The sequence below is a fragment of the Aeromicrobium sp. genome (assembly GCF_025965075.1).
GTDB lineage: Bacteria > Actinomycetota > Actinomycetes > Propionibacteriales > Nocardioidaceae > Aeromicrobium.
Genome location: NZ_JAOPXQ010000201.1, coordinates 1 through 21796, shown reverse-complemented (window position 1 = coordinate 21796; position 21796 = coordinate 1). Strand labels below are relative to the sequence as shown.

At 70.4% G+C, this 21796-nt stretch carries 24 protein-coding genes; 11 read left to right on the top strand and 13 right to left on the bottom strand.

Features of this window, described 5'->3' with window-relative positions; all coding sequences use genetic code 11:
- Positions 1-127: 127 nt before the first annotated feature.
- The 8 genes from coxB to JWQ91_RS12230 all read right to left on the bottom strand — a co-directional run bounded on the left by coxB (position 128) and on the right by JWQ91_RS12230 (position 7233).
- Positions 128-985 carry a cytochrome c oxidase subunit II gene (gene coxB, locus JWQ91_RS12265; RefSeq protein WP_297784386.1) on the bottom strand — a complete coding sequence of 286 codons (858 nt, stop codon included), beginning with the start codon at positions 983-985 and terminating at the stop codon, positions 128-130.
- 125 nt (positions 986-1110) lie between these two features.
- Positions 1111-2085 (bottom strand): carbohydrate kinase family protein, encoded by a 975-nt coding sequence (locus JWQ91_RS12260; protein WP_297784383.1) that lies wholly within the window; start codon positions 2083-2085, stop codon positions 1111-1113.
- Between the two features lie 70 nt (positions 2086-2155).
- Positions 2156-2521 (bottom strand): iron-sulfur cluster assembly accessory protein, encoded by a 366-nt coding sequence (locus tag JWQ91_RS12255; RefSeq protein ID WP_297784379.1) that lies wholly within the window; start codon positions 2519-2521, stop codon positions 2156-2158.
- Positions 2522-2618: 97 nt separating this feature from the next.
- Positions 2619-3734 (bottom strand): glycerate kinase, encoded by a 1116-nt coding sequence (locus JWQ91_RS12250; RefSeq protein WP_297784376.1) that lies wholly within the window; start codon positions 3732-3734, stop codon positions 2619-2621.
- Between the two features lies 1 nt (position 3735).
- Entirely contained in the window at positions 3736-5007 is a 1272-nt protein-coding gene (locus tag JWQ91_RS12245) for an aminotransferase class I/II-fold pyridoxal phosphate-dependent enzyme (protein WP_297784373.1), read from the bottom strand.
- Between the two features lie 37 nt (positions 5008-5044).
- Positions 5045-5614 carry a hypothetical protein gene (locus JWQ91_RS12240; RefSeq protein ID WP_297784369.1) on the bottom strand — a complete coding sequence of 190 codons (570 nt, stop codon included), beginning with the start codon at positions 5612-5614 and terminating at the stop codon, positions 5045-5047.
- Positions 5615-5624: 10 nt separating this feature from the next.
- A complete protein-coding gene (gene htpX, locus JWQ91_RS12235) occupies positions 5625-6533 on the bottom strand; it encodes a zinc metalloprotease HtpX (RefSeq protein ID WP_297784366.1) in 909 nt (302 codons plus the stop codon).
- Complete coding sequence (locus JWQ91_RS12230; RefSeq protein WP_297784363.1) at positions 6508-7233, bottom strand: PspA/IM30 family protein; 726 nt, start codon at positions 7231-7233, stop codon at positions 6508-6510. The genes htpX and JWQ91_RS12230 overlap by 26 nt, the downstream gene beginning before the upstream one ends.
- Positions 7234-7262: 29 nt before the next feature.
- On the opposite strand from JWQ91_RS12230, the gene JWQ91_RS12225 reads away from it, so the two are divergent.
- Positions 7263-7811, top strand: a complete 549-nt coding sequence (locus JWQ91_RS12225) for a DUF3043 domain-containing protein (protein ID WP_297784360.1) — start codon at positions 7263-7265, stop codon at positions 7809-7811.
- A gap of 19 nt (positions 7812-7830) precedes the next feature.
- Here the strand turns inward: JWQ91_RS12225 and JWQ91_RS12220 are convergent, their stop codons facing one another.
- Complete coding sequence (locus JWQ91_RS12220) at positions 7831-8031, bottom strand: hypothetical protein (RefSeq protein WP_297784357.1); 201 nt, start codon at positions 8029-8031, stop codon at positions 7831-7833.
- A gap of 2 nt (positions 8032-8033) precedes the next feature.
- Complete coding sequence (gene gcvT / locus JWQ91_RS12215) at positions 8034-9134, bottom strand: glycine cleavage system aminomethyltransferase GcvT (protein ID WP_297784353.1); 1101 nt, start codon at positions 9132-9134, stop codon at positions 8034-8036.
- 57 nt (positions 9135-9191) lie between these two features.
- Between gcvT and JWQ91_RS12210 the strand changes: the two genes are divergently transcribed.
- Positions 9192-10640: a leucyl aminopeptidase gene (locus JWQ91_RS12210; protein ID WP_297784350.1), complete on the top strand. Its 1449-nt coding sequence runs from the start codon at positions 9192-9194 to the stop codon at positions 10638-10640.
- A complete protein-coding gene (locus JWQ91_RS12205) occupies positions 10637-11989 on the top strand; it encodes a serine hydrolase domain-containing protein (RefSeq protein ID WP_297784346.1) in 1353 nt (450 codons plus the stop codon). The genes JWQ91_RS12210 and JWQ91_RS12205 overlap by 4 nt, the downstream gene beginning before the upstream one ends.
- Positions 11990-12004: 15 nt before the next feature.
- Here JWQ91_RS12205 and JWQ91_RS12200 read toward each other — a convergent pair whose 3' ends face one another.
- Positions 12005-12574 (bottom strand): hypothetical protein, encoded by a 570-nt coding sequence (locus JWQ91_RS12200; RefSeq protein WP_297784344.1) that lies wholly within the window; start codon positions 12572-12574, stop codon positions 12005-12007.
- A gap of 105 nt (positions 12575-12679) precedes the next feature.
- Here JWQ91_RS12200 and lpdA point away from each other — a divergent pair, with 105 nt between their 5' ends.
- Genes lpdA through JWQ91_RS12180 form a run of 4 tightly spaced genes read left to right on the top strand, consistent with a single transcriptional unit; the run spans position 12680 to position 17288 of the window.
- Entirely contained in the window at positions 12680-14062 is a 1383-nt protein-coding gene (gene lpdA, locus JWQ91_RS12195; RefSeq protein WP_297784341.1) for a dihydrolipoyl dehydrogenase, read from the top strand.
- Between the two features lie 18 nt (positions 14063-14080).
- Positions 14081-15901: a 2-oxoglutarate dehydrogenase, E2 component, dihydrolipoamide succinyltransferase gene (gene sucB / locus JWQ91_RS12190; protein ID WP_297784338.1), complete on the top strand. Its 1821-nt coding sequence runs from the start codon at positions 14081-14083 to the stop codon at positions 15899-15901.
- Positions 15901-16791, top strand: a complete 891-nt coding sequence (locus JWQ91_RS12185) for a TIGR01777 family oxidoreductase (RefSeq protein ID WP_297784335.1) — start codon at positions 15901-15903, stop codon at positions 16789-16791. The genes sucB and JWQ91_RS12185 overlap by 1 nt, the downstream gene beginning before the upstream one ends.
- On the top strand, positions 16788-17288 hold the full coding sequence (locus JWQ91_RS12180) for a DinB family protein (protein ID WP_297784330.1): 501 nt from the start codon (positions 16788-16790) through the stop codon (positions 17286-17288). Before JWQ91_RS12185 ends, JWQ91_RS12180 begins: the two co-directional genes overlap by 4 nt.
- Position 17289: 1 nt before the next feature.
- Here the strand turns inward: JWQ91_RS12180 and JWQ91_RS12175 are convergent, their stop codons facing one another.
- Positions 17290-17730 (bottom strand): hypothetical protein, encoded by a 441-nt coding sequence (locus tag JWQ91_RS12175; RefSeq protein WP_297784326.1) that lies wholly within the window; start codon positions 17728-17730, stop codon positions 17290-17292.
- Positions 17731-17807: 77 nt separating this feature from the next.
- Here JWQ91_RS12175 and lipB point away from each other — a divergent pair, with 77 nt between their 5' ends.
- Genes lipB through JWQ91_RS12160 form a run of 3 tightly spaced genes read left to right on the top strand, consistent with a single transcriptional unit; the run spans position 17808 to position 20211 of the window.
- Positions 17808-18533 (top strand): lipoyl(octanoyl) transferase LipB, encoded by a 726-nt coding sequence (lipB, locus tag JWQ91_RS12170; RefSeq protein WP_297784323.1) that lies wholly within the window; start codon positions 17808-17810, stop codon positions 18531-18533.
- A 36-nt stretch (positions 18534-18569) separates the two neighbouring features.
- The gene (gene lipA, locus JWQ91_RS12165) at positions 18570-19493 is read left to right on the top strand and encodes a lipoyl synthase (protein WP_297784388.1); all 924 of its coding nucleotides are present in this window, start codon (positions 18570-18572) and stop codon (positions 19491-19493) included.
- A 10-nt stretch (positions 19494-19503) separates the two neighbouring features.
- Entirely contained in the window at positions 19504-20211 is a 708-nt protein-coding gene (locus JWQ91_RS12160; protein WP_297784321.1) for a DUF4191 domain-containing protein, read from the top strand.
- Between the two features lie 176 nt (positions 20212-20387).
- Here JWQ91_RS12160 and JWQ91_RS12155 read toward each other — a convergent pair whose 3' ends face one another.
- Positions 20388-20747 (bottom strand): RDD family protein, encoded by a 360-nt coding sequence (locus JWQ91_RS12155; RefSeq protein WP_297784318.1) that lies wholly within the window; start codon positions 20745-20747, stop codon positions 20388-20390.
- A gap of 178 nt (positions 20748-20925) precedes the next feature.
- On the opposite strand from JWQ91_RS12155, the gene JWQ91_RS12150 reads away from it, so the two are divergent.
- Positions 20926-21796 (top strand): glutamine synthetase beta-grasp domain-containing protein (locus JWQ91_RS12150; RefSeq protein ID WP_297784315.1); only part of this gene is annotated, 871 nt, incomplete at its 3' end.

Genomic DNA, 21796 nt, shown 5'->3' with positions numbered 1-21796 from the left:
TACATGTTGCCGATGATCTTGTGGTCGGTCGTGGTGAGGACCGTGACCACCTTCTGACCCAGGGTGCGCTCACGCACACCCGCGCGCAGCTGCTCCGAGCCTTCGTCGAAGGATGCTGTTGCGTACGTCATTTGGACCCTGCCCCGTTCCCTTGAACGTCCTCGACCTTGCCGCGCTTGTGCTCGCCCTCGATACCGGCGATCTCGTCGGCCTCGACAGCACCCTTGGGGGCACCGATCGCGCCGGCGGACTTGAGCTCAGCAAGGTGCTGGTCGTACTCCGCGCGGGAGACGACGTGGACCTGGAAGATCATGCGTGAGTGGTAGAGGCCGCAGAGCTCTGCGCAGCGGCCCGTGAAGTCGCCCTCCCGTGTCGGCGTCAGGTCGAAGGTGTTGACCTTGCCGGGGACGACGTCCATCTTGAAGTAGAACTCGGGGATCCAGAACGAGTGGATCACGTCGGGCGACTTGAGGTTGAAGCGCACCGACTCGTCGACCGGGAGCCACAGCTCGGCGGGATCCGCCGGCGTGCCGATGTCGAAGACGTCGTCGCCCTCGGCCGCGGTCTCGTCGAGGTAGTTGAACGCCCACTGCCACTTGCTGCCGACGACCTCGACCGTGTGGTCGGGCTTGTCGACCTGCTCGAGCACGTTGTTCTGCGATGTGACGGTGTGGAAGAAGAACACCGCGACGATGATGACCGGCGCGAACGTGTAGAGCGCCTCGATCGGCAGGTTGTAGCGGATCTGCGCGGGAACCTCGTCGTCGCTGCGGCGGCGGTAGCGGATCATCGAGTAGACGATCAGGCCGAAGACCAGCAGGAAGATCACCAGCACGGCGATCCAGGCGCCCAGCCACAGGTTCCAGATGTCCTGGGTGCGGTTGGTGCTGCCGATCGGGAGCGCGAGGCGCTCGAGATCGTTGTCTCCATCCGGTGAGCATCCGCTCAACACGACGGCGGCGAGAAGAACTGCCGCCAATTTCATCCGACCCACGGGGCGCCTTTCTGAACCATGACTGTCACGTGATGACTTCAAGAACCTTATCCCAGCGACCCCTCGCGGCTGCGCCGAGGTAGGCCTGTCCGACGGGCTCGTACTCGTGGTACGACTCACGTCAGTGACAATGCTTCGTCGACCTCGACCCGGGCCGACTCGCCGTACGCCGAGCCGATCCGCTTGAGGAAGCCCTCACGGTCCAGGACGTACTCCTGGGTGCCCTTGGTCTCGACGACGCTGGCCGCGATCGTGCAGCCGATCTGCGCCGAGCGTTCGAAGTCGAGGCCCGCTGCGATACCCGCCAGGAATCCCGCACGGAAGCTGTCACCGACGCCGGTCGGGTCGACCGCGACGACACCCTCGTTGGCACCGACGTGGATCGGCTCGCCCTCGGCGGGATAGATCGTGACGCCGTCCTTGCCTCGCGTCACGACGCGCGTGCCGACGTGCGCCTGGACGTCAGCGGACGACCAGCCGGTCTTCTGCTCGATCAGCGCGGCCTCGTAGTCGTTGCTGAAGAGGTACGTCGCACCGTCGATCAGGTTGCGGATGACCTCGCCGTCGGCCCACGCGAGCTGCTGCGAGACGTCGGCGGCGAAGTCGACGCCGTGGTCGCGGCACGCCTGCGTGTGGCGCAGCATCCCCTCGGGGTCGTCCGGGCCGACCAGGACCAGGTCGAAGTCGCTGCCGAGCGAGAACAGGTCGATGTCACGCGCCTCGGACATCGCACCGGCGTAGAACGTCGCGAACTGCGCCATCTCGGTGTCGGTCGTGCACACGAAGCGGGCCGTGTGCCGGGTCTCGGAGACGAGGACGCCGCTGGTGTCGACGCCCGCGGCGTCGAGCCAGCCGCGGTACTCGGTCTCGAAGTCCCGGCCGACGGCGCCCACGAGGAGCGCGCGGTGGCCGAGCTTGGCGAGCGCGAACGCGATGTTGGCGCCGCACCCCCCGCGCCTGACGTCGAGGTCGTCCACGAGGAACGACAACGAGATCTTGTCGAGCTGCTCGGGGACCAGCGAGTCGGCGAACTTGCCCGGGAAGGTCATGAGGTGATCGGTGGCGATCGATCCGGTGATGGCGAGGTGCACCTATCCACCATAGACAACGCCCCCCTGCTCGTGCAGGAGGGCGTCGCGTGAGATGCGGGTGAGGAACGACTCAGTGGAACGAGTCTCCACAGGCGCACGAACCCGTCGCGGCCGGGTTGTCGATCGTGAAGCCCTGCTTCTCGATCGTGTCGACGAAGTCGATCGTGGCGCCGCCGAGGTAGGGCAGGCTCATCCGGTCGACGACGACGTTGACACCACCGAACTCGAAGATCTGGTCGCCATCGAGCGAACGCTCGTCGAAGAAGAGCTGGTAGCGCAGCCCGGAGCAACCACCGGGCTGCACCGCGATGCGCAGGGCGAGGTCGTCACGACCCTCCTGCGCAAGCAGGCTGGCGACCTTGGAAGCGGCTCCCTCACTCAGCGTGACGCCGGTGGTGGTGGTCTCGACGCTGGACTGCTCGGTCTCGACTGTCATGTGTACTCCCCATGGTCTGGTCTGGCTGGACTCGTCGCGGCGGACACCCGCTTCACTCGGAAACAAGCATCGCGACGATTCCATTCCATGGTACGCGTCATTCCTGACGGTGAGGCGACCACGTGCGCGCGACCCGCTGGGCGAGATCCGCCAGATGACCGGCGGGATCGCCCATCGACTCCTCGACGGTCACGCGATCGCTGACCCCGTAGGCCGCTTCGACGCCCATTGCCCGCGTCTCCCGCGACCCGACCAGGACCTGCCCGGCCAGCACGATGCACGGCCGCGCGGCGGCGGCGGCCACCTCGGCGACGCCGAACACGACCTTGCCGGCCCGCGACGAGAAGTCGTACGCCCCCTCCCCCGTCACGACCAGGTCGTGTGCGGCGGCCTGCTCGGCCAGCCCCACGACCCCGGCGACGAGCTCGATGCCCGAGACGACCCGGCCACCGAGGAGCATCAGCGCGAACCCGAGTCCCCCGGCCGCTCCGGCGCCCTTGGCGTCCGCGACCCGCCGCTCGGCCGGAGTCGTGCCGCACACGGCGGCGACGAAGCGGTCGAGCACCCCGTCGACCGTGATGACCTGCTCGTCGGTGAGGCCCTTCTGCGGGCCGAACGTCTTGGTGGCGCCGAACATCCCGAGCAGGGTCACGTCGACGTCGGCGGCGACGACAAGCTCGACGCCCTCGAGCCGCGCCCTGGCAGGCGCGAGGTCGACCGTCGTGACGTCCGCGAGGCCGGTCGGACCCGCGTCGAGCGGTCCGTCACCCGTGGCGCCGAGCGCCGCCAGCAGCCCGCTGCCGGCGTCGTTGGTGGCGCTCCCGCCGAGCCCCACGACGACCCGGCGGGCGCCGGCGTCGATCGCCGCGGCGACCGCCTGGCCCACGCCGTACGTCGTCGCGTGCAGCGGGTCGAGCGGGTCGGCCAGGTGGAGCCCGCAGGCCTGCGCGCTCTCGACGTACGCCGTCGCGTCGACGTGGAGCACCGTGACCGGGACGTCAGTTCCCCCAGGGCCCCGGACCGTCACGAGCGCGAGCTCACCGCCGGTCGCCTCGTGCAGCACGTCGACGAACCCGGGTCCGCCGTCGGCCATCGCGGCCTGGGTCAGCTCGTCGTCCGGGGCGTGCCGGTGCCAGCCGGCGATGATCGCACGGGCGGCCTCGGGCGCGGTCAGCGTCCCGCCGAACGCGTCGGGCGCCACCAGGACGCGCACCTCAGCTCGCCAGGGCCTGCTCGGCCGCCGCGATCAGGACGCTCGTCGCGAGGACGTCGATCGCGACCTCGAGCTCCTCCGGCGACGGGTAGGACGGCGCGATGCGGATGTTGCGGTCGCGCGGGTCGTCGCCGTAGGGGAACGCTGCACCGGCCGGGGTCATCGCGACGCCCGCCTCGCGGGTCAGCTCGATGACCCGGGACGCCGTGCCGTCGAGCACGTCGAGGCTCACGAAGTAGCCGCCCTTCGGCTCGGTCCACGAGGCGACCCCGTAGGCGCCGAGGCGGTCACGCAGGATGCGGACGACGGCGTCGAACTTCGGCGCCAGGATCGCGCGGTGGCGGTCCATCAGCGCGTGCACGCCCTCGGTCGTCTGCAGGTAACGGGCGTGACGGAGCTGGTTGACCTTGTCCGGACCGATCGTGCGCTTGCTGAGGTGGCGGAGGTACCACTGGATGTTGGCGGTCGAGCTGCCGAGGAAGCACACCCCTGAGCCGGCGAACGTGATCTTGGAGGTCGACGCGAAGATCACCGGACGGTTGGGGTGTCCCGCGGCGACGCACAGGCCGAGGATGTCGGCGGTCTTGGTCTGCTCCTCCGACAGGTGGTGCACGGCGTAGGCGTTGTCCCAGAAGATCCGGAAGTCCGGCGCCGCGGTCTCCAGGGAGGCGAGCTCGGCGGCCACCGCCTCGCTGACGACCGAGCCGGTCGGGTTGCCGTAGGTCGGGACGAGCCACATCCCCTTGACCTGCGGGTCCTTGACCGCCTCGCGCACGGCCTCGACGTCGGGGCCGTCCTCGCTGAGCGGGACCGGGACCATCTCGATCCCGTACTCCTCGAGCAGCGCGAAGTGGCGGTCGTAGCCCGGCACGGGGCACACGAACTTGACGGCCTCCTCGGTCCCCCACGGCTGCTCGGAGTCCGGGGTGCCGTGGAACAGCGCGAAGACCAGGTTGTCGTGCATCATCGCGAGGCTCGCGTTGTCACCCGCGACGACCTGGTCGACCGGGACCTGCATGATCGGCGCGAAGATCTCCCGGAGCTCGAGCAGCCCGTTGAGGCCGCCGTAGTTGCGGGTGTCGACCCCGGAGGCGTCCTTGAAGTCCGGGCCCGGCAGCGACAGCAGCTCGTTGGACAGCTCGAGCTGCTCCGGGGACGGCTTGCCACGGGTCAGGTCGAGCTTCAGTCCGCTGTTCTGCAGGTGGCGGTACGCCGCGGTCTGCTCGTCGAGGAGGGCCTGGATCTGGTCACGGGAAAGGTCGTCGAAGCTCACCCGTCCAACCTATCGTCCGGGCCCCGGCGGGCCCGGATCAGGCCAGACCGGGTGCGCCCCAGATCGCGAGCCACTTCGTGAGGTCCGGCTCGACCGGCACGTCCTCGCCGACCAGCCCGCGTACCTGCAGCTCGAGGGCGTTGTCGCGACGCTGGTCGCCGTCGGGCGCGAAGGGATAGAACGTGCCGCGCTTGTAGAGGTAGACCAGCGCCAGCGGCTGGTGGGCCGGAGTCGTGAAGGACACCGTCGAGCACAGCAGGGAGTGCCCGAAGCCGGCATCGGCCAGCGAGCTGTTGACGGCGTGCAGGTCGGTGACGAGCCCCGAGACGTCCTTGTCGGTGCGCGTCACCGTGAGCCAGTGGAAGCCGAACCGGTCCTCGCTGCGGGTCACGGTCGAGCCGGGCGAGCTCGTGATGAGCTTCTCGGCCTCGGCCATCACGACGTCGTCGGCGTTGCCCTCGGCATCGCGGAAGCACACCGATCCGGACCCCGTGACGACGAAGCCGTCGGTCTGCAGGGACAGCGCCGCCTGCGGGACGGCGAACAGCACGTCCAGGTCCGCCTCGGGCGGACGGCTGCGGCCGAGGATCGAGTCGAGGAAGCCCACGCCGTCGACCCTAGCCCTGCTCGGACAGCTCGGCGCTGACCTTGGCGAGCTGGTCGAGGCGCTGCTGCAGCGGCGGGTGGGTCGAGAACAGGGCCCCGATCGACTCGCGGTTGATCGCGGGGGCGAAGAAGAACGCGCTCATGGCCTGGCTGTCGCGCAGGTCCCGGTTGGGGATCGCCGCCATCTCGCCGGAGATCTTGACCAGGGCCGAGGACAGCTTGGACGGGCGCCCCGTCATGTAGGCACCGCTGCGGTCGGCGCTGAGCTCGCGGTAGCGCGACAGCGAACGGGTGAGCACGAAGCTGACCGCGTAGACGACCATGCTGACCAGGAAGACCACGATGAACGCGAGGCCCTGGTTGTTGTCCCGGCCGCGGTTGCCGCCGAACATCCCGCCGAAGTACATCCCCCACCGGGTGATGAAGCCGGCCAGCAGGCCGATCGACGACGCCACCGTCATGACGGTCACGTCCCGGTTGGCGACGTGCGACAGCTCGTGCGCCAGGACGCCCTCGAGCTCGTCGGCGTCGAGGCGCTGCATGATGCCGGTCGTGACGCACACCGCGGAGTGCTTGGGCGAGCGACCCGTCGCGAACGCGTTGGGCATGTCCGTCACCGCGACCGCGACCCGCGGCTTGGGCATGTCGGCCATGACGCACAGCCGGTCGATCATGGCGTGCAGCTCGGGGGCCTGCTGCGGCTCGACGACCTGCGCGTTCATCGACTTCAGCGCGAGGGAGTCCGAGAAGTACCACTGTCCCCACGCGATACCCAGCACGATGACCAGCCCGACGGCGCCGAGCTGGAAGCCCTGGATGAGGATGACGCCGAAGATGACGTAGAGCGCTCCGAGACCGAACCCGACACCGCCCATCCGCAGCGTCAGGCCGCGGTCACTCCTGAATCTGGTGCGAGCCATCGTCGTCCTTCCTACGGGTGGAGATCTCCTCGAGCTGACGGTCGACCTCGGCGCTGTCGAGCGCGGCGTCGAACTGGCGGGCCAGCGCGTCGTCCGCGTCGCCGCCCGGTCCGGTCACGACGCCCTCGGCGACGAGCTCGTCGATCGCGTCGGCCTTGGCCTCGAGCTCACGGGTGCGGCGCTCGGCCGACGCCATCGCCTGGCCGACCTCGCTGACCGCCGAGCCGATGCCGGTCGTGGCGCTGTTGATCTCGGCGCGGGCGGTCGCGGCGGTGTGGCGGGCCGCGAGGGTGTCCTTGCGGACGCGGAAGTCCTCGACCCCCTGCTCGACCTTGCTCGCGGCGAGCGACAGGCGCTCCTCCTCGGCCTTGAGGTCGGCGTGCCGGGCCTGCAGGTCGACCGCGGTCTTCTCCAGGGTGACCTTGCGGGTCAGTGCGGCCCGGGCGTCGTCGTCGTTGCCGCGCGCCACGGCCTGCCGGGCCAGGTCGTCGAGCTGCGCGGCCTGCTGCGCGACGGCGGAGAGCTGCAGCTCGACCCGCTTGCGGCTCGTCGCGACGTCGGCGACCCCGCGGCGTACCTGACGGAGCAGCGCGGTCTGCTCGCGGTAGGTCGCATCGAGCCGGTCCTTGAGCTTCGCGGGATCGTCGGTGCCCGTCCGGGCCGACCGGAACCATCTCGCGAGCCGCTCACCAATGCTCATGCTTCAAGCCTACGGGTAGGGTTCCACCCGTGGTAGACGAGACAGATGCACGCAAGGGCCGCCCGACGCCGAGCCGCAAGGAGGCCGAGGCTGCGCGCAAGAAGCAGATGAAGGTGCCGGTCTCCCGCAAGGACCAGGCCAAGCGGGAGCGGATCGCCCGCGAGGAGATCCGCCTCCGGCAGCGCGAGGCGCTCAAGTCCGGAGACGAGCGCTACCTGCCGGCCCGTGAGCAGGGTCCCGTGCGCCGGTTCATCCGCGACTACGTCGACCGCCGCTGGAACGTCGCGGAGTTCCTGCTGCCGTTCCTCATCGCGATCCTCATCGTCCTGGCCGTCGCGCCCACCGGCGTGCAGACCGTCCTGACAGCGTTCATCTACCCGTTCGTCATCGTCGCCACGATCCTCGACGAGGCCATCCTGGTCCGCGGGCTCCGCAAGGAGCTGCGCAGCCGCTTCGGCGACGACGCGGTCAAGGGATCGACGATGTACGCCGTCCTGCGCAGCACGCAGCTGCGCCGCTTCCGCCTGCCGAAGACGCAGGTCAAGCGCGGCGAGAAGCTCAGCGCGACCTACCGCTGAGCCCCGGCCCCGCGAGGGGTCAGTTGTTCTCGGGGTGCAGGGACATCGGTCCGTAGACCTCGGCGTCACCGTCGAACAACCGCACCTGGTCGATGCCCTGCTCGACGAGCTCCCCGAAGGCCTCGCCGACCCACGACTCGGCGTCGCCGCGGCTCTCGAACACCTCGGAGCGTCCGATGACGTCCCCGATCGAGCTCTCGAACGTCCAGGTCCAGGTCATGGTCACGACTCCTTGGTCGACGGTTGGACGAACGGTGGCTTGGTCACCGTGAACGCCTCGGAACGGCCGCGGACATCCACCACGACCGTGGCGCCATCCTCGACGGACTGCTCGAGGAGCGCAAGCGCGATGCCCTGCCGCAGGGTCGGGGAGAACGTGCCGGACGTGATCTCGCCCAGCGGTCCCCCGTCCGCGTCGAGGACCGACATGCCGGGACGCGGGATGCCGCGCCCCTGGGCGAGGAGCCCGCGCAGCGTCCGCACGGTCTTCTCGGCGCGCTGCTGCTCGAGCGCCGCCTTGCCCCAGAACGCCGGCTTCTTCCAGCCGACGGCCCAGCCGGCCCGCGCCATGACGGGGCTGATCTCGGCGGACAGCTCGTGCCCGTGGAGCGGGTACCCCATCTCGGTCCGCAGCGTGTCGCGCGCGCCGAGGCCGCAGGCCCGGATCGCGTACGGCTCACCGGCGGCGACGACGGCGTCCCAGACCTCGACCGCCGAGGCGGTGGGCACGACGAGCTCGTAGCCCCGCTCCCCCGTGTAGCCCGTGCGGCAGACCGTGATCTCCCGGCCGGCGATCGTGGCGTCGGCGAACGACATGTACTCGTGGTCGACCGGCAGGCCGAGGGCCTGCAGGACCTCGTCGCTGGAGGGACCCTGGATCGCCAGGACGGCGTACTCGCGGTGCAGGTTGGTGACCTCGACGCCGGCCGGCGCGGCGGCCTGCAGCCGCTCGACGACCGCGGTGGTGTTGGCGGCGTTGGGGATCAGGAAGACCTCGAAGTCGCTGCGGAGGTACGCGATGAGGTCGTCGACCGTGCCACCGTCCTCGTCGCAGCACAGCGTGTACTGCGCCTTGCCCGGGGCGATGCGGGTCAGGTCGTTGGTGAAGCACTCGTTGACGAACGCCGCCGCACCGGCGCCCCGGACCAGGGCCTTGCCCAGGTGGCTGACGTCGAACAGGCCGACGCCCTCGCGGACGGCCTTGTGCTCGGCCAGGACGCCACCCCCGGCGTACTCCAGCGGCATGTCCCAGCCGCCGAACTCCGCGAGCTTGGCGCCGAGGGCGACATGACGGTCGTGCAACGGGGAGTGAAGCAGATCCATGCAGCCAACCTAGGGGACGCTCGCGGCTCCACGTCTGCCGACCATAGAGTGGCTGGCATGCCCACAGTCTCCCTCAGCACATCGAAGCCGACCACCGCCCGCGCCGACGTCCTGATCCTGGGGATCCGCGGCGACGACGACAAGGGCGACCTCGCCGAGACCCTCGACCTGCTGGGGTTCACGGGTGAGAAGGGTCAGGTCGTGACGTTCCCGTCGGCCGGGCTCACGAAGGCCCCGCTGGTCGTGGCCGTGGCGCTGCCGGCCGAGCCGACCGCCGAGGACCTCCGCCGGGCCGCCGCCCGCGGGGTCAAGGCCGCCAAGAACGCGTCGAGCGCCGCGGTGGCCCTTCACCCGGCGGGCGTCGACGAGGTCGAGGCGATCGCCGAGGGCCTCGCGCTGGGGAGCTACACCTACGAGACGTACAAGACCAAGAAGAAGGACGCGAAGAAGAAGACCGAGCTCGCGACCGCCGCGATCCTGACGCCGTTCGCCCGCCAGACCACGGCGGCCACCGCCGTCGAGCGCGCCGCGACGGTCGCCGCCGCGGTCAACGCCGCCCGCGACTGGGTCAACACTCCCCCCGGCGACAAGCGCCCGGCCGACCTGGCCGAGTCGTTCGCCGCCCACGCCGGCAACGACGTCAAGGTCTCGATCTGGGACGAGAAGCGCCTGGCCAAGGAGAAGTGCGGCGGCATCCTCGGCGTGGGCCTGGGCTCGGACAGCCCGCCGCGGCTGCTGACGCTGTCCTACGAGCCGGCCGCCGCGGTGTCCCACCTGGCGCTGGTCGGCAAGGGCATCACGTTCGACTCGGGCGGACTGTCGATCAAGCCGGGCGCCTCGATGCAGACCATGAAGCTCGATATGGCCGGCGCCGCGGCCGTCGTCGCGGCGACCGTCGCGATCGCCCGGCTGGGACTGCCGATCAAGGTCACGGCGTACGCCTGCATCGCCGAGAACATGCCCAGCGGCCGGGCCACCCGCCCCGGTGACGTCCTGACGATGCGCAGCGGGGCAACCGTCGAGGTCCACAACACCGACGCCGAGGGCCGGCTCGTGCTGGCCGACGGCCTGGCCCTGGCCGCCGAGACCAAGCCCGACCGCATCGTCGACGTCGCGACGCTGACCGGCGCCTGCATGGTCGCGCTCGGCCAGCTCACGACCGGTGTGCTCGGCAACGACGAGACGCTCAGCGACACCGTGCTCGCGGCGTCGAAGGCGGCCGGCGAGTCGATGTGGCCCCTGCCCATCACCGAGGAGATGAAGGGCATCGTCACGTCCTCGAGCATCGCCGACCTGCGCCAGCACAACCCGAAGTCGTACGGCGGCACGCTGTTCGCTGCGTCGTTCCTGCGCGAGTTCGTGGGGGACATCCCGTGGGCGCACCTCGACATCGCCGGTCCGTCGTTCAACGAGGGCTCCGCGTACGACTACACGCCCGTCGGCGGCACCGGCTCCGGCGTGCGGACGCTGGTCAAGCTCGCGACGGAGCTGGCCGGCGTCAAGTGACGCTCGACCCCGGCACGGCCGCCGCCCTCACCCGACGCCTGGCCGTCGAGCAGTCGACCCGGCGGCTGCCGTCCGTCGTGGCGGGGATCGTGCGCGACGGTGCGCTCGTCTGGTCCGGCGCGGCCGGGACGCTCGACGGGCGTGCCGACGGGCCGGCGAGCTCGGCGGACACGCAGTACCGGATCGGGTCGATCTCCAAGACCTTCGTCGCGGTCGAGGTCCTGCGCCTGCGTGACGCCGGACTGCTCGACCTCGGCGACACGATCGGCACCCACCTCCCCGAGGTCCCGTTCGGCCAGATCACGATCGCGCAGCTGCTGACGCACACGTCGGGCCTGCAGGCCGAGACCGACGGCGACTGGTGGGAGCGCACCGAGGGCGGCTCCTGGGAGCAGCTGCTCGCCTCCGGGGTCGGACTGCGGTTCACCCCCGGCACGGCGCACCACTACTCCAACGTCGGCTACGGCGTCCTCGGCGAGCTCGTCGCCCGCCTGCGCGGGGTGCCGTGGACCGAGGCCGTCCAGACCGGCATCCTCGACCCGCTCGGGATGACCCGCACGTCGATGCGACCCGTCCCGCCCGCCGCGCCGGGGCTGGCGGTCCACCCGTTCGCCGACCTCGTCCACGTCGAGCCCGAGCACGACGGGATCTCGATGTCCCCGGCCGGTCAGATCTGGTCGACGGTCGACGACCTCGCGGTGTGGGCCGGGTTCCTCGCCGGGCGCACGGGTGACGTCCTGTCGGCGGGGACGTTGACCGAGATGCTGCGTCCGGTCGCCATCAACGACGTGCCCCGGTCCGCGTGGGGCGGGGCGCACGCCCTCGGCTGGCAGACCTGGAACGTCGACGGGCGTCGTTATGCGGGGCACGGTGGGTCGATGCCGGGCTTCCTGGCCAACCTGCGGGTAGATCTCGAGACCGGCGACGGCGTCGTGCTGATGACCAACGCGACCAGCGGGCTCGGCACCGGCACGGTCGACCTGCTCGAGCTGCTGCGGGAGCGGGAGCCGGTCCCGCCGGTCCCCTGGCACGCCGACGCCTCGCAGGGCGCGGCGCTCGACCTGGTCGGGACGTGGTTCTGGGGGACGTACGCCTTCACGCTCTCCCTCGCCGCCGACGGAGGCCTGAGCCTCGGCGAGCCCGGGCAGGGCCGGGGCGCCAGGTTCCGTGCGGACGGTGACGGCTGGGTGGGCCTCGAGGGCTACTACCGCGGCGAGCCGCTGGTCGCCGAGCGGGACGGGTCCGGCCGGCCGGTGCGCCTCGTGCTGGCGTCGTTCGTCTTCACCCGCACGCCGTACGACCCCGTCGCGGAGGTCCCTGGCGGGATCGACCCGGCCGGCTGGCACTGACCCTCCAGCGGGAGCTCAGTCCGGGAGGTTGAGGACGCGGGCGGCGTCCTCGACGGTGTCCCACTTCTCCCGGTGGCCGCCGAGCCGGTCGGGGTGGGCCTGCGATCGGGCCTTCCGGTACACCCGCATCAGGTCGTCGAACGACGGGTTGGACGGCAGCGGGTCGACCCCGGCGATGGTCTCCAGCGTCATGATCGCGCGGAGCTCCCGCGGGGTCTGCGTGGGCGTCGCCGGGGCGGTGGTCCGCGTCGGCGGCGCAGTCCTGGCCTTGCGCAGGTCGTACTCCCGCTTGCGCGACGGGATCGGCACGAGGTTGGAGTCGTAGACCGGGATCTGCAGCTTCTTGCGGGCGAAGTCGTGGCCCGCCTGCGGCGAGGCGACCCGCCGCCGGATCGACTCCCCGTCGTGGGCGACCAACAGCAGCGTCGTCTGCGTCACGGAGGTCTTGGGCTCGATCCACGCCTCCACCCCACGCCGCGACTCCGCGAAGGACTTCAACGCGTCGAGGTCTGCACGGCTCGCGTTGCGGTCCGAGACGACGGCTCCACCGTCGGTCCTGGCCCTCCGGCCACGGAAAATACCCATGGCACAAGTGTGCCCGACGACCACACGGACCCCGATCAACCCCGGTGGCACCGTCCTTGTCAGGAGTGACAAGATGAGGACGCACATCTTCTCTGGGAGGACACCGTGGCGGACGTCGCCGGCAACAACTTCGACATCGTGATTCTCGGCGGCGGCAGTGGCGGGTACGCCTGCGCGCTCCGCGCCGTGCAGCTGGGCAAGTCAGTCGCCCTGATCGAGAAGGGCAAGCTGGGCGGCACGTGCCTGCACACCGGCTGCATCCCGACCAAGGCGCTGCTGCACTCCGCTGAGGTCGCTGACAGCACCCGCGAGAGCGCGCACTTCGGGATCAAGTCGACCCTCGAGGGCATCGACATGACGGCCGTCAACTCCTACAAGGACGGCGTCGTCGACCGCCTCTACAAGGGGCTGCAGGGACTCATCAAGTCCGGCGGCATCACGGTCGTCGAGGGCGAGGGCAGGCTCGTTGACACCAAGACCGTAGAGGTCAACGGCGAGCGCTACACCGGCACCAACGTGGTCCTGGCCACCGGCTCGGTGTCACGCACGCTGGGCCTGGAGATCGGCGGACGGGTCATCACGAGCTCCGAGGCGCTCACGATGAGCGAGGTGCCCGACAAGGTCGTCATCATCGGCGGCTCGGTCATCGGCGTCGAGTTCGCGAGCGTCTGGAAGTCGTTCGGTGCCGACGTCACGATCATCGAGGGCCTGCCGTCGCTGGTCCCGTTGGAGGACCCCTCGCTGTCCAAGCAGCTCGAGCGGGCGTTCCGCACGCGCAAGATCAACTTCAAGACGGGCGTCAAGTTCGAGTCGGTCAAGCAGACCGACTCCGGCGTCACCGTGACCCTGGAGAACGGCGACACGATCGAGACCGACCTGGTCCTCGTCGCCGTCGGCCGCGGCCCCAACTCCGCCGGCATGGGCTACGAGGAGGCCGGCATCACGGTCGACCGTGGCTGGGTCCCCACCAACGAGCGGCTCGCGACCAACGTCGAGGGCGTCTTCGCCGTCGGCGACCTGGTCCCGGGCCTGCAGCTGGCGCACCGCGGCTTCGCCCACGGCATCTTCGTGGCCGAGGAGATCGCGGGCCTCAAGCCGCACCCGGTCGTCGACTCGGGCATCCCCCGCGTGACGTACTGCGACCCCGAGATCGCGTCGGTCGGCATCACCGAGCCGCAGGCCAAGGAGAAGTACGGCGACGACGGCATCGAGACCGTCGAGTACAACCTCGGCGGCAACGGCAAGTCCCAGATCCTCGGCACGGCGGGCTCGATCAAGCTGGTCCGTGAGAAGGACGGCCCGATCGTCGGCGTCCACATGATCGGCGCACGCTTCGGCGAGCAGGTCGGCGAGGCTTCGCTGATGGTCAACTGGGAGGCCTATCCCGAGGACGTCGCCCAGTTCATCCACGCGCACCCCACCCAGAACGAGGCGCTCGGCGAGGCCGCCCTCGCCCTCGCCGGCAAGCCCCTCCACTCCCACGCCTGACCCGACCCAGAGGACACCATGGCTACCGAAGTCACCCTTCCCGCACTCGGCGAAAGCGTCACCGAGGGCACCGTCACCCAATGGTTGAAGCAGGTCGGTGACAGCGTCGCCGTCGACGAGCCGCTGCTGGAGATCTCGACCGACAAGGTCGACACCGAGATCCCCTCCCCGGTCGCGGGCGTGCTGCTCGAGATCAAGGCGGAGGAGGACGACACCATCGAGGTCGGCGCGGTGCTGGCCGTCATCGGTGACGAGGGTGAGAGCGCGGGCGGAGACGCCCCCGCCGCCGAGTCCGCCGAGGCCGCCCCCGAGCCGGCCGCGGAGCCCGCCTCCGGCGACGAGCCCGAGCCGGCCGCGGAGGCCGAGGAGCGCGCGGTGACCCCCGAGCAGAGCGCCGAGGCCGAGCACGACGTCGCCGAGACCGCGGCAGCGCCGCAGGCCGACACCGCTCCGGCGTCCGGCGGTGGCACCGAGGTGACCCTGCCCGCGCTCGGCGAGAGCGTCACCGAGGGCACCGTCACCCAGTGGCTCAAGGCCGTCGGTGACGACGTCGCCGTCGACGAGCCGCTGCTGGAGATCTCGACCGACAAGGTCGACACCGAGATCCCGTCGCCCGTCGCGGGCAAGCTGCTCGAGATCCGGGCAGAGGAGGACGAGACCGTCGAGGTCGGCGCCGTCCTCGCGGTGATCGGTGCGGAGGGCGCTGCTCCCGCCGAGAAGGCACCCGAGCCCGAGGCGAAGCCCGCCCCCGAGGCGGAGAAGGCCCCGGAGCCGGAGCCCGAGCCCGAGCCCGAGAAGACACCGGAGCCCGAGCCCGCCGCCAAGCAGGCGCCCACCCCGGAGCCGGCCCAGCCCGAGACCCAGGCCAGCCCGGCCGCGGCTCCCGCGCCCGCCGAGTCCTCCGACAGCAACGGCGACTCCTACGTCACCCCGATCGTCCGCAAGCTCGCCAAGCAGCACGGCGTCGACCTGGCCGCCCTGTCGGGCACCGGTGTCGGGGGCCGCATCCGCAAGCAGGACGTCCTCGACGCCGCTGCCGCCGCGGAGAAGCCCGCCGAGCCCGCCCCGGCAGCCGCCGCGGCATCGGCTCCGGCCCCGTCGGCCGATCCGTCGCCGCTGCGTGGCAAGACCGAGAAGGTCACCCGCCTGCGTCGCACGATCGCGACCCGCATGGTGCAGTCGCTGCAGGGTTCGGCGCAGCTGACCCAGGTCCACGAGGTCGACGTCACCGAGGTGGCCCGGCTCCGCGCCCTCCACAAGGGCGCGTTCCTGGAGCGCGAGGGCGTCAAGCTGACATTCCTGCCGTTCTTCGCCAAGGCCGCGGTCGAGGCGCTCAAGTCGTACCCCAAGGTCAACTCGGCCCTGGATCTCGACGCGGGCACCATCACCTACCCGGCCGGCGAGCACCTCGGCATCGCGGTCGACACCGAGCGGGGGCTGATCGTCCCGACGATCCGCGACGCCGGCGACCTGTCGATCGCCGGGCTGGCGCGCAAGATCGCCGACGCGGCCGAGCGCACCCGGACCAACAAGATCACGCCGGACGAGCTGTCGGGCGCGACCTTCACGATCACCAACCTCGGCAGCAACGGTGCCCTGTTCGACACGCCGATCATCAACCAGCCGCAGGTCGCGATCCTGGGTGTCGGCGCCGTCGTCAAGCGTCCCGTCGTCGTGACGGACGCCCACGGCAGCGACAGCATCTCGGTGCGCAGCATGGCCTACCTGGCGCTGACGTACGACCACCGCATCGTCGACGGGGCCGACGCGGGTCGGTTCCTGACCGCGATGAAGCAGCGCCTCGAGACCGGCTCGTTCGAGGCAGAGCTCGGCTCCTGATGCACGTCGTGATCGGCGGGGTCTCCGGGTTCCTCGGATCCGCGCTGACGGCACACCTGCGTCGCCAGGGCCACGAGGTCACCCGCCTCGTGCGCTCCGGCGAGCCGGCTGCGGACGCGTCCCTCTGGGACCCGTACGCCGGCCGGGTCGACCAGGAGCTCGTCGATCGCGCGGACGCCGTGGTCAACCTGACCGGCTCCCCGATCTCGAAGTGGCCCCGCACCAAGGCCCGCAGGCAGGAGATCCTGCAGTCCCGGGTCATGGCCACCAGCACGCTGGCCAAGGCCGTCGCGGCCTCCAGCAGCCCGACCACGTTGATCTCCGGATCGGGCATGTCCTGGTACGGCACCGACCGTGGTGGGGAGATCCTCACCGAGGCCGGCTCGACCGGCAGCGGCTTCCTCGCCGAGGTGTCCCGGCAGTGGGAGGATTCGGCGGCGGCCGCGCTCGAGGCCGGCGCACGGACCTGCTTCGTCCGGACGTCCCTGGTGCTGGACGGCAGCGGCGGCGTCCTCAAGCTCATGGCCCCCGTCTGGAAGCTCGGCGGTGGAGCCAGGCTGGGCACCGGCCGTCAGTACATGTCACTGATCTCCCTCGTCGACTGGGTACGCGGGGTGACGTTCCTGCTGGAGCACGACGACGCCAGCGGCCCGTTCAACTTCGCGATGCCCGAGTCGGTCACCAACGCGGAGTTCACCGACGCCCTCGGTGAGGCCGTGCACCGGCCGACGTTCCTGGCCGCCCCGCGCTTCGCGGTCAAGGCGGCCCTCGGTGGCATCTCGGAGGACCTGCTGGGCTCGCTGCGGGTGTCCCCCGTCGCGCTGCTCAACGCCGGCTTCGAGTTCGAGACCCCCGACCTCCGATCGGCCCTGGCCTCCGCCCTGTCATGAGCGTCCCGCTCCCCGAGCCCGACGCCACCGTGACGGACCCGGTCGCCCGGATCGTGGAGTACCTCGACCACTTCCGGTCCGAGGTCCGCCGGCTCGCCACGAGCCTGTCCGCGGAGCAGCTGGAACGTCGGGTCGCCCCGTCGGGCTGGTCGGTCCCCGAGCTCGTCGAGCACCTGGTCCACATGGAGCGTCGCTGGCTGGTGTGGGGATTCCTCGGCGAGGACGTGCCCGATCCGCAGGCCGACCGCGACACCGACGGCCGGTTCGTGACCCGACGGCCCTTGGACGAGCTGCTCGACGCGCTCGACGCCGGTGGTGTCCGCACCCGCGAGATCGTCGCGACCCACGACCCGTCGGCGCTCTCCTCGACCGGCGGTCAGTTCGCCGACGGTGACGAGCGACCGACGCTGCTCGCGATCCTGTTCCACGTGCTCCAGGAGCACGCCCGCCACGCCGGCCACCTGGACATCGCCCACGAGCTGATCACGGAGGGCTGATTCACTCCGACCGGATCGCCGCCGACGCGCTGATCCGCCACCCGTGATCCGTGCGGGACAGCGTCACGACCCGCCGGGACGGCTCGTCGTCGGGCAGCGGAGTCGTCGAGCCGTCGCCCCACGCGATGCGGGCCGGGCCCAGCCGGTCGACGACGTCGAGCCGGACCCGCCGCGACGACGAGTCGATGACACGGCACGACAGGATCCGCAGCCGGGCGCCGACGACGCGGGCGTCCCGCGTGGCGTAGCGGCTGATCGTCCGCGCATCCGCCGACAGCGCACGACTCCCCCGGACGTACACCCCCTCGAGCCGGCGCGGCTCGGCCCGCGCGAACGCGACCGCCCGCTGCTCGTCGAGCTCGGCGAGGGCCACCGCCCACCGGTCGTCGGCGGCGGGCGAGGCCGCGCGCACGGCCATCACGACGACCCAGAGCCAGTCCATGGGCCCCACTGTGCCGCCGACGGGCGCCCGGCGTCGGCGCTCGTCCACAGGCTGGCGCGCGGGGATACGCTGGCCCGGTGAGCGCTCTGCAGATCATTGACGACTGGTACGGCTCCGCCGCGATCGACTACGAGGACGCGTGGGCGCTCCAGCGCGAGATCCACGCCCAGCGGGCCGCCGACGAGATCCCGGACACCGCCCTGTTCCTCGAGCACCCGCCGGTGTTCACGGCGGGCCGCCGCACCGAGCCGCACGAGCGGCCGTTCGACGGGACGCCCGTCGTCGACGTCGACCGGGGCGGCAAGATCACGTTCCACGGGCCCGGTCAGCTCGTCGGCTACCCCATCACGAAGCTGCCGTCGCACGTCCTGGTCGTCGACTACGTCCGCCGGGTCGAGGAGGCGCTGATCCGCGCCGCCGCCGACCTGGGCGTCGTGACCGGACGGGTCCACGGACGTTCCGGGGTGTGGCTCGCGGCGACCGCCGGCCGTCCCGAGCGCAAGGTCGGCGCGATCGGCATCCGGGTGTCACGGGGCGTCACGATGCACGGCTTCTCCCTCAACGCCGACGTCGACCTGGCCTACTACGAGCGGTTCGTCCCGTGCGGGATCGCCGACGCCGGGGTCACCTCGCTCAGCGCTGAGCTGGGCCGTGACGTGACGGTCCCTGAGGCCGCGGCCGCCGTGGCGCCGCACCTCGGCGAGCTGCTGGAGTGGCAGCCCTACACGCCCTCCCCCGACGTGGTCCACGACGATCATCCCGTCGTCCCGGTGCTCGGACTGGGCGCTGGGGCACAGGCGTAGGCTGCTCTGGTGACCATCGCACCTGAGGGACGCAAGATGCTGCGTCTGGAAGTCCGCAACGCGGAGACGCCGATCGAGAAGAAGCCGGCCTGGATCAAGACCCGCGCCAAGATGGGCCCGGAGTACAACGAGCTCATGAAGCTCGTCAAGGGCGAGGGCCTGCACACGGTGTGCCAGGAAGCCGGCTGCCCCAACATCTTCGAGTGCTGGGAGGACCGCGAGGCGACCTTCCTCATCGGTGGCGAGCAGTGCACCCGCCGCTGCGACTTCTGCCAGATCGACACCGGCAAGCCCGATCCGCTGGACCGTGACGAGCCCCGCCGGGTCGCCGAGTCGGTCCAGAAGATGGAGCTGCGCTACGCCACGATCACCGGCGTCGCCCGCGACGACCTGCCCGACGGTGGATCCTGGCTGTACGCCGAGACGGTCCGCAAGATCCACGAGCTCAACCCGGGCACCGGCGTCGAGAACCTCATCCCCGACTTCAACGGCATCCCCGAGCTGCTGACCGAGGTCTTCGAGTCCCGCCCCGAGGTCCTGGCGCACAACGTCGAGACCGTGCCGCGCATCTTCAAGCGGATCCGTCCCGCGTTCCGCTACGAGCGCTCGCTGGACGTCATCACCCAGGCCCGCGACTTCGGCCTGGTGACCAAGTCCAACCTGATCCTGGGCATGGGCGAGACCCGCGAAGAGGTCTCCCAAGCGCTGGTCGACCTCCACGAGGCCGGCTGCGACCTGATCACGATCACGCAGTACCTGCGCCCGTCGGTGCGGCACCACCCCGTCGAGCGCTGGGTCAAGCCCGAGGAGTTCATCGAGCTCAAGACCGAGGCCGACGACATCGGCTTCGCCGGCGTCATGTCCGGACCGCTGGTCCGCTCGTCGTACCGGGCCGGATCGCTCTACAAGCAGGCCATCGAGTCAGGACGCGGCATGGGCGCCGCCCACGCTTCGCCGTAGACTGTTCGCCATGTCCAACACCGCTCCTGAACCCGCCAAGGGCCGCATCCGTCAGATGCGGCAGGCGTACACGATCACCAAGCGCAGCGACCGCAACATCGGTCTGATCCTGCTGCTCACCTTCCTCGTGGTCGGAGGCGTCTTCGCGGCGCTGGGCTACTTCCTGTTCGGTTCCGGCACGCTCGGGCTCATCATCACGGTCCTGTTCGGCCTGCTGACCGGTCTGCTGGGCGTCCTGATCGTCTTCGGCCGTCGCGCCGAGAAGGCCGCCTACGCGCAGGTAGAGGGCCAGAAGGGCGCCGCTGCCGGCGCGCTGCAGATGCTGCGCCGCGGCTGGGAGACCAAGCCCGCCGTCGCGTTCAACAAGAACCAGGACGTCGTCCACCGCGTCGTCGGCCGTCCCGGCATCATCCTGGTCGGCGAGGGCAACCCCAACGCCGTCCGTGCGCTGCTGTCCTCGGAGGTCAAGAAGCACGCGCGCATCGGCGGCGAGGACGTCCCCGTGACGTCGATCGTCGTCGGCACGGGCGAGGGCGAGGTCCGGCTGACCAAGCTCGTCAAGCACATCCAGAAGCTGCCCAAGAAGATCAAGCCCGCGCAGATGACCTCGGTGCTCTACAAGATCAAGGCGCTCGACGCGATGCGTCCGGCCGCTCCGATGCCGCGTGGCCCCGTGCCGACGAGCATGAAGGGCTCCCGCAAGGCGATGCGCGGCTGACCGAGCCCCGCCGAGCGGGCGGTGCATGGGTCGCCCTTCCCGCCTGGGTCGAGCGTTCGGCGGTGCATGAGTCGCCCTTCTCGCCGCGGTAAGGCGACTGGTGCACCGCCGCCCCCGACTAAGGGCGACCGATGCACCGCCACAGCCGACCAAGGGCGACTGATGCACCGCCCCCGTCAGGCCTTGATGACGCGGGACCCGGCCGCCAGGTCGTGCAGCCCTCGCTTGTCGTCGGTCATGATGAGCGCCGGCAGGACGATGCTCAGCAGCAGCGTGCGCAGCAGCGCCCGCGGGATGCCGATCGGCCGGCCCGCCGGGTTCTCCACCCGCATCCCCAGCAGGCGCTTGCCGATCGACATGCCGACCAACCCGGTCAGCAGGCCGACCTCGGCGACGAAGAACGCCGTGATGATGAGGTTCTGCTCGACGTTCTTCGGCGGATAGTCGACGCCCGCGAGCGCCACGGCGCTCAGCGCCGCGATGATCCAGTCGATGAGCAGCGCGAGCAGACGACGGCCGAGCGAGGGGATCTCCACCTCGCGAGCGTACCGATGGGGCCCCGACACAGCCCCGGCAGGCACTTGTAACATGCTGGAAACAATCCGGAGACGGATGGGAAACTGCACCCTCCTAGCCTCGGCGATACGGTGCAGTGACGCACTTACCTGCCGTATCGACAAACGAAGGCCGCGAGTCCGCGGCCGAGGAGGCCACATGTTCGGCAATGCCGACGAGCTGTTCAAGTTCATCAAGGACGAGGGGGTCGAGTATCTCGACGTCCGATTCACCGACCTGCCGGGCATCCAGCAGCAGGTCACCCTTCCTGCCTCGACCTTCGACGCGAGCATGGTCGAGAGCGGTGTGGCGTTCGACGGCTCCTCGATCCGTGGCTTCCAGACGATCGACCAGTCCGACATGGTGCTGTTCCCCGACGTCAAGACCGCGTACGTCGACCCGTTCAAGCGTCGCAAGACCATCGCGATGGACTTCTTCGTCCACGACCCGATCACGGGTGAGGCGTACTCCCGCGACCCGCGCAACATCGCCCGCAAGGCCGAGGCGTACCTCGCCACGACCGGCATCGGCGACACCGCCTTCTTCGCACCCGAGGCCGAGTTCTACATCTTCGACCGGGTCAACTACGGCACCAGCGCCAACAAGTCGTTCTACGAGATCACGTCCTCCGAGGCCGCCTGGTCCACGGGCGACGAGGTCGAGGACAACCGTGGCTACCAGGTCCGCTTCAAGGGCGGCTACTTCCCCGTCGCGCCGACCGACCGCACGGCCGACCTGCGCAACGACATGATGACCAACCTGAGCAACGCGGGTCTCACGCTCGAGCGTGGCCACCACGAGGTCGGCACCGCCGGCCAGGGCGAGATCAACTACCGCTTCGACACGCTGCTCAAGGCCGCGGACGACGTCATGAAGTTCAAGTACATCGTGCGCAACACGGCGTGGGCCAACGACAAGACCGTGACCTTCATGCCGAAGCCGATCTTCGGCGACAACGGCTCGGGCATGCACGTGCACCAGTCGATCTGGAACGACGGCAAGCCGCTGTTCTACGACGAGTCGGGCTACG